Source organism: Lentzea indica, assembly GCF_012184385.1.
In the GTDB taxonomy this organism is placed as follows: domain Bacteria; phylum Actinomycetota; class Actinomycetes; order Mycobacteriales; family Pseudonocardiaceae; genus Lentzea; species Lentzea indica.
Map to the genome: position 1 here is coordinate 1 of NZ_VSRL01000288.1, position 10,489 is coordinate 10,489.

9 protein-coding genes and 1 pseudogene are annotated in these 10,489 nt (G+C 69.1%); 4 read left to right on the top strand and 6 right to left on the bottom strand.

The annotated features are described in order from the left end of the window. Positions 1–17 precede the first annotated feature (17 nt). From FXN61_RS42085 to fabG, 5 genes and pseudogenes are all read right to left on the bottom strand, one after another. Positions 18–752, bottom strand: coding sequence for an ABC transporter permease (locus FXN61_RS42085; protein WP_167979440.1), 735 nt, complete (start codon positions 750–752; stop codon positions 18–20). After that, on the bottom strand, positions 749–1,471 hold the full coding sequence (locus FXN61_RS42090; protein WP_167979441.1) for an ABC transporter ATP-binding protein: 723 nt from the start codon (positions 1,469–1,471) through the stop codon (positions 749–751). The genes FXN61_RS42085 and FXN61_RS42090 overlap by 4 nt, the downstream gene beginning before the upstream one ends. A 33-nt stretch (positions 1,472–1,504) precedes the next feature. Then, on the bottom strand, positions 1,505–2,530 hold the full coding sequence (locus FXN61_RS42095; protein WP_167979442.1) for a ferrochelatase: 1,026 nt from the start codon (positions 2,528–2,530) through the stop codon (positions 1,505–1,507). A gap of 185 nt (positions 2,531–2,715) precedes the next feature. Continuing rightward, a pseudogene (fabI, locus tag FXN61_RS42100) lies at positions 2,716–3,482 on the bottom strand (enoyl-ACP reductase FabI). A gap of 37 nt (positions 3,483–3,519) precedes the next feature. Then, positions 3,520–4,224 carry a beta-ketoacyl-ACP reductase gene (gene fabG, locus FXN61_RS42105; RefSeq protein WP_167979443.1) on the bottom strand — a complete coding sequence of 235 codons (705 nt, stop codon included), beginning with the start codon at positions 4,222–4,224 and terminating at the stop codon, positions 3,520–3,522. Between the two features lie 108 nt (positions 4,225–4,332). On the opposite strand from fabG, the gene FXN61_RS42110 reads away from it, so the two are divergent. Genes FXN61_RS42110 through FXN61_RS42120 form a run of 3 tightly spaced genes read left to right on the top strand, consistent with a single transcriptional unit; the run spans position 4,333 to position 7,772 of the window. Next, positions 4,333–6,915, top strand: coding sequence for an FAD-binding and (Fe-S)-binding domain-containing protein (locus FXN61_RS42110; RefSeq protein WP_167979444.1), 2,583 nt, complete (start codon positions 4,333–4,335; stop codon positions 6,913–6,915). A 28-nt stretch (positions 6,916–6,943) separates the two neighbouring features. Then, entirely contained in the window at positions 6,944–7,363 is a 420-nt protein-coding gene (locus FXN61_RS42115; RefSeq protein WP_167979445.1) for a hypothetical protein, read from the top strand. A 1-nt stretch (position 7,364) separates the two neighbouring features. Further along, positions 7,365–7,772: a hypothetical protein gene (locus FXN61_RS42120; RefSeq protein ID WP_167979446.1), complete on the top strand. Its 408-nt coding sequence runs from the start codon at positions 7,365–7,367 to the stop codon at positions 7,770–7,772. An 83-nt stretch (positions 7,773–7,855) separates the two neighbouring features. Here the strand turns inward: FXN61_RS42120 and FXN61_RS42125 are convergent, their stop codons facing one another. Then, positions 7,856–9,334, bottom strand: a complete 1,479-nt coding sequence (locus tag FXN61_RS42125; RefSeq protein ID WP_167979447.1) for a hypothetical protein — start codon at positions 9,332–9,334, stop codon at positions 7,856–7,858. A gap of 86 nt (positions 9,335–9,420) precedes the next feature. On the opposite strand from FXN61_RS42125, the gene FXN61_RS42130 reads away from it, so the two are divergent. Further along, positions 9,421–10,489: sensor histidine kinase (locus tag FXN61_RS42130; protein WP_167979448.1), on the top strand; the 1,069-nt coding region annotated here is incomplete at its 3' end.

The following is a 10,489-nucleotide window of genomic DNA, read 5'->3' on the forward strand; positions in this document are numbered from 1 at the left end:
CGCCGGGCGGCACTGAGCTACGGCGTCCGTCTCCGCAGCGTCATGGCGCCCAGCACCAACGCCAGCAGCCCGCACGCCGCCACGATCGCGAGGTTCCGCACCAGCTCACCGGTGATGTCGGCCGACACCGTCACGGCCGTGAGCGCGTCAACCGCGTACGACAGCGGCATCACGTTGGACAGCCACTCCAGCACGGGCGTCATCGCCTCACGCGGCGCGAACAGCCCGCACAACAACACCTGAGGCATGACGAACAACGGCATGAACTGCACGGCCTGAAACTCGGTGCGAGCGAAGGCACTGGCGAACAACCCCAACGCCGTGCCCAGCAACGCGTCCAGCCCCGCGATCAGCACGAGCAGCCACACCGAACCGCCGATCGACAGCCCGAGCCACCACAACGAGACACCCACCGCGACCAGCACCTGAACGAGCGCCACGAGACCGAACGCCAGCGCGTAGCCGAACAGCAGATCCAGCTTGGCGATCGGCATCGTCATGAGCCGTTCCAACGTCGCCGTGGTGCGTTCACGCAAGGTGGTGATCGACGTGACGATGAACATGATCGCGAACGGGAAGACCGCCAGCAGAGCCGGTGCGGCGCGGCTGAATGCCTGCTCGGAGTTGAAGACGAAGCGCAGCAGGATCAGCAGCAGCGACGGCATGAGCACCATCAGCACGACGGTGCGGCGGTCGTGGCGGAACTGGTTCAGGATCCGCGCGGTCGTGGCGAGCAGGATCGACGCGTTCATGCCGCCTCCTTCGCCCTGACCAGCGACAGGAACGCCTGTTCCAGGTCGCCGGTACTCGTCTGGACAAGCAGCGCGCCCGGCGTGTCATCAGCGAGCAACGAGCCGTCGCGCATCAGCAGAAGTCGTTCGCAGCGGGCGGCTTCGTCCATGACGTGACTGGAGACCAGCAACGTGACGCCGCGAGAAGCCAACGTACGGAACAACGTCCACAGCTCGTCACGCAGCAACGGATCGAGGCCCACCGTCGGCTCGTCGAGGACCAGGAGTTCAGGTTTGCCGAGCAACGCGACGGCCAGGCTCGTCCGCGACAGCTCGCCACCGGACAAAGAGGACACGAGCTGGTCGGCATGCCCGCCAAGGCCGACCTCGTCGATCACGCGCTGCACGTCGGACCGGGAAGCGCGCAGCACGGAGCAGAAGTAACGGAGGTTCTCGGCAACGGTGAGGTCGGCGTAGACCGCCGGGTTCTGCGTCGCGTAGCCGATCCGGTTGCGCAGGCCCGGACTGCCGGCGGGCGAGCCGAGCACCGCCACCGACCCGGCCGAGACGATCTGCACACCGACGACCGCGCGCATCAGCGTGGTCTTGCCGCAGCCGGACGGGCCGAGCAGACCGGTGACAACGCCCTGCGGGAGCGTGCAGCTCACGTCCCGCAGGACCAGACGCCCGCCCCGGTGGACCCGGAGCCCGTTGACCTCAACGGCCGCGGAACTGGTCATCCACCAATTCTTCGCCCGTTGAAAACGACTTGTCTAGGTGCGGACCGGCCTCTTCGCCGGTTCGCAACACAACGGAGCGCACAGCTCGCCGTTCACCGTGCAGCCCGCCGCGGTGAACGACGACAGCTTCCGCGCGGGAACACCCGCCGTGTGCTCCGCGACCAGCTCGGCCACGAGCTCGGCGAAACGCGGGTCCGAGTTCGGCGTCGCGGCGCGGGCGAACTCCATGCCGAGCTCCAAAGCCCGGTCGCGGGCCTCGGTGTCGAGGTCCCACACGACCTCGAGGTGGTCGGACACGAACCCGATCGGGCACACCACGACCCCGGTGACGCCCTTGGCGTGTAGGGCGTCGATGTGGTCGACGACGTCCGGCTCCAGCCACGGGATCTGCGGCGGCCCGGACCGCGACTGCCACACCACGTCGTACTCGGTCACGCCCAGCTCCGAGGCGACCAGCCGGGAAGCCTCGACGACCTGGCGCGAGTAGCGGTAGCCGCCCTCGGAAGGCGGACCGGCGGCCTTGTCCGCGGACACCGGCACCGAGTGCGCGGTGAAGACCAGCCGGTACGAACCGGACAGGGACGAGGCCGCGGCACGGACACCGTCGGCGAAAGCACCGATGAACAGCGGGTGGTCGAAGAACTGGCGCAGCTTCACCAGTTCGGGGCCGTCCGGAACAGCCTGCAGCGCCCGCACGATGTCCTCGTCGTACTGGCGGCACGCGGAATAGCCGCCGTACGCGCTCGTCGGGAACACCAGGGCCCGGCGGACGCCGTCGGCCTTCATCTGCGCGACGGTGTCCTCGACCATCGGATGCCAGTTGCGGTTGCCGAAGTAGATCGGCAGCTCGAAGCCACGGGCCTTGACGGCCTCGATCGCTTCGAGGTTCAGGCGGTTGATCGGCGACACGCCGCCGAAGTGCTGGTAGTGGGCCTCGACCTCGTCCAGCCGCTCCGGCGGCACGCCACGTCCGCGAACGACGTTCTCCAGGAAGGGGCGGACGTCCTCGGGGCCTTCCGGGCCGCCGAACGACAACCAGAGCAGCGCATCGAAACTCACCGCCCCATCCAATCACGGGCCGGTGCGGTGATCGCCAACCCCCCGCCCGCTCTTCCGCCGGTCAGACGGGTGCGTCGCGGCGCCGGCCCCGCGTCCTCAATATCGGGCGTATGGGGGCGCGGGGCCGGTGCGCGAGGCGCCCTGCTGGGCGCCGGAAGAGACGGTAGGGGTTGGCGATCGCCGCACTAGAGACCGAGGAAGTGCACCCCGCCGTCGACGAAGACCATCGAGCCCGTGGTCGCCGGGAACCAGTCGGACAGCAGGCCGCACACCGACTTCGCGACCGGCGTGGGGTCGTCGACGTCCCAGCTCAGCGGCGCCTTCTCGCCCCACATCTTCTCCAGCTCGGAGAAGCCGGGGATGGACTTCGCGGCCATGGTGCGCACCGGGCGGCCGAGATCAGGTTCACGCGGATGCCGTCAGGGCCGAGGTCGCGCGCCATGTAGCGGTTGATCGACTCGAACGCCGCCTTCGCCGCGCCCATCCAGTTGTAGGCGGGCCACGCCTGGCGGGCGTCGAAGTCAAGACCGACGACCGACGAGCCGTGCGACAGCAGCGGGCGAACGGCCGCCACGAGCGCCTTGTACGAGTACGCCGACACGTGCATCGCGACGGAGACGTCCTCCCACGGCGCGTCCATGAACGGCGCGCCGAGGCAGCTCTGGGGCGCGAAACCGATGGCGTGCACGACACCGTCGAGGCCGTCGACGTGCTCACGCACGCGGTCGGCGAGGGTGTCGAGGTGCTCCTGGTTCTGCACGTCGAGCTCGACCACGGGCGCGGGCTTGGGCAGGCGCTGGGCGATGCGCTGCACGAGGCTCATCCGGCCGAACCCGGTCAGCACGACCTCGGCGCCCTGCTCCTGGGCGACGCGCGCGACGTGGAAGGCGATCGACGCGTCGGTGATGACACCGGTGATCAGCAGTCGCTTGCCTTCGAGCAGTCCGGTCACTTGATCCAACCCTTTCGCAGTACGAAGAACGGAAACTTCAGTGGCCCATGCCGAGGCCGCCGTCGACAGGCAGCACGGCACCGTTGATGTAGCCCGCCTCGTTCGCCGCCAGGAACGTGACGGCGCGCGCGATCTCGTCGGCCGCACCGTAGCGACCGGCCGGGATCTGCTTCAGCGCGGCCTCGCGGACGGCCTCCGGCAGCTCGGCGGTCATGTCCGTGGTGATGAAGCCGGGGGTGATGACGTTCGCGGTGATGTTGCGCGAGCCCAGCTCCAGGGCGATCGAGCGCGCCATGCCGACCATGCCCGCCTTGGACGCGGCGTAGTTCACCTGGCCGGCGCCACCGGTCAGGCCCACGACCGACGAGATGAAGATGATGCGACCGAACTTCTTGCGCAGCATGCCGCGGGAGGCGCGCTGGGCGAACCGGAACGCGCCGGTCAGGTTCGCGTCGATGACCTTGGTGAACTGCTCCTCGCTCATGCGCAGCAGCAGTGTGTCCGCGGTGATGCCCGCGTTGGCGACCAGGACCTCGACCGGGCCGTGCGCGGCCTCGATCTCGGTGAACGCGGCGTCGATCTCCTCGGAGTTCGTCACGTCGCACTTCACGCCGAGCAGGCCTTCGGGAGCGCCGGACCCGCGGTGCGTCACCGCGACCTTGTCGCCCTGCGCCGCGAACGCCTGCGCGATGGCGAGGCCGATGCCGCGGTTGCCTCCGGTGACCAGAACGGACCGACTCACTAGCTCTCCCTGCGATCGCTGCTGGTTGACCGGGTGAGGCTATCGGCTACCGGCAGGTAGTCAGGCATCGGCGGAGCCATGTCACATCCAGGAAGGCATGATCGGGTGATGCGGGCCTTTCTCGATCAACTCCGGCGCCACGTCGACGGCGACGTGCTCGACGATCCCGCGAGCCGCGCGCTGTATTCGGCGGACGCGTCGAACTACCGCCACGTACCACGAGTGATCATCCGCCCACGCGACCCCGCCGCGGTAGTGGCCGCTGTGGCGCTGGCCGCCGAACACCGCGTGCCGATCACCAGCCGGGGCGCAGGGACGTCCATCGCCGGCAACGCGTGCGGCACCGGACTCGTGATCGACTTCAGCCGGTACCTGACCGCGATCGAGATCTCCGGCGACCGGGCGCTGGTCCAGCCGGGAGCCGTCCTCGACCAGGTCAACGCACAGGCGGGCGAGTACGTCTTCGGCCCCGATCCGTCCACACACTCGCGGTGCACGATCGGCGGAATGATCGGCAACAACGCGTGCGGCGCGCACTCGGTGAAGTGGGGCAAGACCAGCGAGAACGTCGCGAACCTGCACGTGCTCACGGCGGACGGCCGCACGTTCGACACCACGAACCCGCCCGCGTTCGACCTGCCGGCCCACGACCCGGCGTGGTTCCCGCAGCTGAGTCGCCGGGTCAGCGGCTACGCCCTCGACGCCCCGACGCTCACACAGCAGCTGGTCGGCACCGAGGGCACCTGTGTCGTGGTGCTGGGCGCGGAGTTGAAGCTGGTCAGGCGTCCGGAACGCCGCGTGCTCGTCGTTCTCGGCTTCGCGGACACCTACGACGCCGCCGACCAGGTCACCCAGATCGAGGACGCGCTCGCGGTCGAGGGCATCGACGAGGCGCTGGTCCGCAACGTTCGCGTGCGCCCTGACCTGCCGGAAGGCCGCAGCTGGCTGTTCGTCGAGGTCGAGGACGACCCCGAGCGTGTCGCCAAGATCACCAAGAACTCGATGATCATCCACGATCCGGCACACCAGCGGGCGCTGTGGCGCATCCGCGAGGACGGCGCCGGCCTGGCCACCCGCATGCCCGACGGCGGCGAGGCGTGGCCGGGCTGGGAGGACGCGGCCGTTCCGCCGGAGCGCCTCGGCGCCTACCTGCGCGAGTTCGATCGGCTGCTGGCTGGGCACGGCCGGCGCGGCATCACCTATGGGCACTTCGGCGAGGGCTGCCTGCACGTCCGCATCGACTTCGACCTGGCGAGCGGATACCGCGAGTTCCTGGAGGACGCCGCCGATCTCGTCGTCAGCCACGGCGGCAGCCTGTCCGGCGAGCACGGCGACGGCCAGGCCCGCTCCGAGCTGCTCAGCCGGATGTACCCGCCGGAGGCGATCAGGGCGTTCCAGGACTTCAAGCACGCCTTCGACCCGCACAACCTGCTCAACCCGGGGCGCATCGTCGATCCCCGCAAGCTCGACGACGACCTCAGGATCCTCGTCGCGCCACCGAGGATCCCGACGCGCGCGGAGTTCGCGAGCGACACCCGGCGGTGCGTCGGTGTCGGCAAGTGCCTGAACGCCAAGGGCGGGGTGATGTGCCCCAGCTACCGCGTCACTCGCGAGGAGAAGCACTCGACGCGAGGCCGCGCGCACCTGCTGTTCGAGATGCTCGCGGGCGACGTGATCAAGGACGGCTGGCGGTCTTCCGAGGTCGCCGAGGCACTGGACCTCTGCCTGGGCTGCAAGGGCTGCAAACGCGACTGTCCTGTCGACGTGGACATGGCGAGCTACAAGGCGGAGTTCCTGCACGAGCACTACAAGGGCCGCCTGCGGCCACGTTCGCACTACGCCATGGGCTGGCTGCCGACGTGGCTGAAGTACGGGCTGGTGAACAGGTTCACCGCGAAGCTCGGCCGGTTCGCCGGGATCACGCCCGAACGCGAGCTGCCCACACCGACCACTCCCCTGGTCCGCCAGCTGCACCCGCTCGGCAAGGGCGATCCCGTGCTGCTGTTCCCCGACACGTTCACGAACTTCTTCGAGCCGGGCATCGGCATCGACGCCGCGAACGTCCTGGCGCACCTGGGAAACCGGGTTGAGCTGCCGTCCGCGAACGTCTGTTGTGGACTGACATGGCACTCGACCGGCCAGCTCGCCACGGCCCGCAGGGTCGTCGAACGGACCGCGCGGGCGCTGCACCCGTGGACGAGCCAGGGCATCCCGGTGATCGGCCTGGAGCCGAGCTGCACGGCGTTCCTGAAGGCCGAAGCCCCGAAGCTCTCCGACGACCCGGCGGTACAAGCGCTTGCCAAAGCCACTCGCACGTTCGCGTCCCATGTCGCACCGAAGTTGCCCGCGTTGGAAGGCGCACGCGACGCCGTCGTGCAGACCCACTGCCACCAGTACGCGGAACTGGGCTTCGAACCGGACCGCGACGCCATGACGAAGGCGGGACTGAAGGCGAAGATCGTCGAGGGTTGCTGCGGCCTGGCCGGCAACTTCGGGTTCGAGCAGGGGCACTACGACGTGTCCATCGCGTGCGCCGAGCAGGACCTCCTGCCCGCCATCAGGGCCAACGAGAACGCGATCGTCATCGCGGACGGCTTCAGCTGCCGCACGCAGATCCGCCACACCACCGACCGCAAGCCGGTCCACCTGGCCACCGCGCTCGCGACCCGCCTCGGTGTGATTTACCGCTGACTAACCACGCGCGGCCAAAGTCGTGCGCATGCAGAAGAGGATTGGTGCCGCCGTGCTGGCGGCCGCCGCCATCGCGATGACCTTCACCGGCACCGCGCAGGCCGAGACGAACCCGTCGTGCTCCAGCGGTGTGACCCAGATCGGCGCGACGAAGTACCTCAAGAGCGGCAGCACGACCATCGCCTCGGTCAAGCAGTTCAAGGGCTGCAACAAGAACTGGGGCTACGTCTACGTCTGGGACTCGTGGCGGGCCAACCACAGGGAATACACCATCTACGCCGGTGTGCAGGTCCGCGGCGCCGAGTTCCCGAGCGGCTACAACAGTGCTCGCAACAAGCAGGAAGTGTGGTCGTACGGCACGGACACGCTGACCAAGTGCACCAAGGGATACGGCTCCATCGTGGCCGCGTCCTACAGCGACGGCGTCGAGACCGAGGAGCGCTGCTGACATGAAGGCCAAGATCGGCGCGGCGGTGCTGGCGACCGCCGCGATCGCCGTGACGTTCGCCGGTCCTGCCCAGGCCGAGACCAACCCGAGGTGCCCGAGCGGCGTCACCCAGATCGGCGACACCAAGTACATCAAGAACGGCGGCGCGACCGTCGCCTCGGTCAAGCAGTTCAAGGGCTGCAACAAGAACTGGGGCTACATCTACGTCTGGGACTCGTGGAAGGCCGGCCACAGCAACTTCGTCGCCACCGTCGCCATCACCAGGGGCGACGGTGAGATCGACGGCAACAGCGGTGCGCGTGGTCAGCAGGAGGTGTGGTCACGCGGCGCGAACACGCTGCAGTTCTGCACCATGGCGTACGGCACCGTCTCCGGTGGCGGCGCCGGCTTCACCGAGGAACGTTGCTGAGATGAGGAAGCGGAGGGCGGCCACCGGATGGCCACCCTCCGCATTGTCATGCTGCGTCTTTCAACTGCTCCCGCATCTGTCCGCTATCGCCAGTCGGCGTTGGCGGTCGGCTTGCTGCCGAAGGCCATCCACATCACGATCGCCGTGTACGCGCACAGCACGGCGAGCCCGGCCCAACCAGGCAGCGGGAAGAACCCGGCCGACGGCGCGTAATGCGCTGTCACCTGCGGATACTCCACCATCGTTTGTTTGACGGCGAAGCCCGCGGCAGGGGTGAGCCGCAGCAGCCACTCCGAGACCGTGTCGGGCAGCAGCGGGAAGGCCGTGACGGCGTACGGCACGGCGACCAGCGACATCCCGACGAGGATCGCCGCCCAGCCGCGGCGCAGCCACACCCCGAGCCCGTAGAAGAGAACCGCGCACAGCGCGAGCACCGCGGCGACGCCGACGATCACCCGAGCGCCGGTCAGCAGCGGAACGGGCGGCGTTGGGACGCCTTTGCTCTCCAGGATCGCGATGCCCACCGGGACGACGATGCCGACGGCGACCAGACCGGTGACGAAGGTGGCGGCCCCGACAACGGCGGAACGGGCGGCGATGACCCGCCGGGAAGACGTCTCACGAGCGCCGTAGCGTGCCGCGACGACGAGCACGATGATCAGCGCGAACACCAAGCCGAGCAAGGTGTTCTCGACGGTACGTGCGCCACCCTCGCCGATCGGCCCGATGTCGCCGGTGCCGCTGACCGTGATGACACCGTTCTCCTCCACGACTCCTGACGCGTTGTGGTACTTCTCCCAGTCGGTGTGGTTCATCTCGCCGACTGAGCCGCTGTCCCACGAGCCGGCGGTGCCGCCTTCAACGGTGACGTTGTCGAAGACGCCGACGGCCTGGGTGAACCGAACCTCCTCGATCGCGCCGCCGAGACCGGTCTTGCGGAGCGTGAGGTCGCCGGGGGAGGTGGCGAAGAGTCCGACCTGCAAGGTGTCGGGCAGCCCGTTGAGCTCCGCCGTTGCGACGGTGTGCCACTGCTTGCCGTCGGCCGACTCGGAGCCGGTGATGGTGTCGCCCGACCGCGTCAGGCGCAACCAGCGCGGGGACTGCGTCGAGACCCCGCCCGCGCTTCCGGCGACGTCGTGCTTGTAGTCGTGCTGGAAGCGCACGCCATGGCTGCCGGTCATCATGAGCGCCGCGTACCGCGAACCCTGCCGCACGCCGTCCTTGACGATGATCCCTGCCTTCGCCCACGGCACGAGCCCCGGCACGATCTGGTCGTGGTCCGGCGGGGGATAGGTGATCGTCCCGGTCATCGAAGTCATCCGGACCGTGATGCTGCCGTCGCGGCCGAGGTCGCGATGCAGGAACCAGAACGTGTCGCTGACGACGGAGCCGTCGCCGGCGGTGGGAACGGCCGGGCAGGGTCCGTCGCAGGACGAGTTGCTGCCGACGGCGAACAGCAGGCCCAGTGCGATGACGGCGAGGGCCGCGGCGGCCAGAGAGATCAGGCGGCCCGGTCTGCGGAACGCGGTCCATTCCCGCCGGAGAAGTTCGGTGCTCGACATGCCGCTGGTTCTACGGAACGGCGGGTAACACGGCCCGAACCGGCTTTGTCACGCTGGTGTTAGGTCTTCCAGGGCATGCTGAAGCCATGTTCAGGCTGCGCAGCGGGACCGTAGGGGCACGGTTCACGATCTTGTACGCCGTCGTGTTCCTCGTGTCCGGCATCGGGCTGCTGGGCCTGACCTTCCTGCTGTCCGGCGGCAGCATGAGCGACGTCTCTCCCGCCGGGGGCCCACCTGCCCAGGGCGGACTCTCCGTGGCGCAGCAGCACATCCGGGAGCTGGAGAACCAGCTGGCCGAGGTGCACACGCAGCAGGCACGCCAACTGCTGGCCGGATCACTGGTGGCGCTGGTCGTGATGGCGGTCGTCTCACCGCTGCTCGGCCGGGTGCTGGCGCAACGGGTGCTGCGGCCGCTGAGGCTCATCACGAGCGCCACGCGGCGCATCTCCGCCGACAGCCTGGACCGGCGACTGGCCGTCACCGGCCCCGCCGACGAGGTGAAGGGCCTTGCCGACACCATCGACGAGTTGCTCGAACGGCTCGAGGTGTCCTTCGCCGCGCAGCGCCGCTTCGTCGCCAACGCCTCCCATGAGCTGCGTACGCCGCTGGCGACGATGCGGGCTTCGCTGGACGTCGCGGTCGCCAAGCCCGACCCGGCCGCCTCGACGGTGGCGCTCGCGGATCGCCTGCGTGTGCAGCTCGACCGGGTCGATCACCTGCTCGACGGGTTTCTCGTGCTGGCCAGGGCGCAGCACGGCGCGCTGGCCGACGCCGCCCCGATCGACCTCGGCCAGCTCGCCGACGAGGCGCTGCGCGAGATGTCCGCCGAGGTGGAGGCGAAGAGGCTGAGTGTGACGGTGGACGTGCCGCCGGGGACGGCGACACACGGCAGTCCGGCGCTGCTGGCGCGATTGGTGGGCAACGTCGTCGACAACGCCGTGACACACAACGAGACCGACGGATGGGTCAGGATCTCCGGATCCGTGAGCGAGGAGAAGACGGTGCTGGTCGTCGAGACCGGCGGGCGCGTCTACGACCAGCGGGAGGTCGACCGGCTGGCGCAACCGTTCGAGCGACTCGGCGTCGAGCGCGTCGGCTCTTCGGGGCTGGGTCGTGTCCATTGTGGCCGCTGTCGCCGCGCGCACGGCGGCCGGC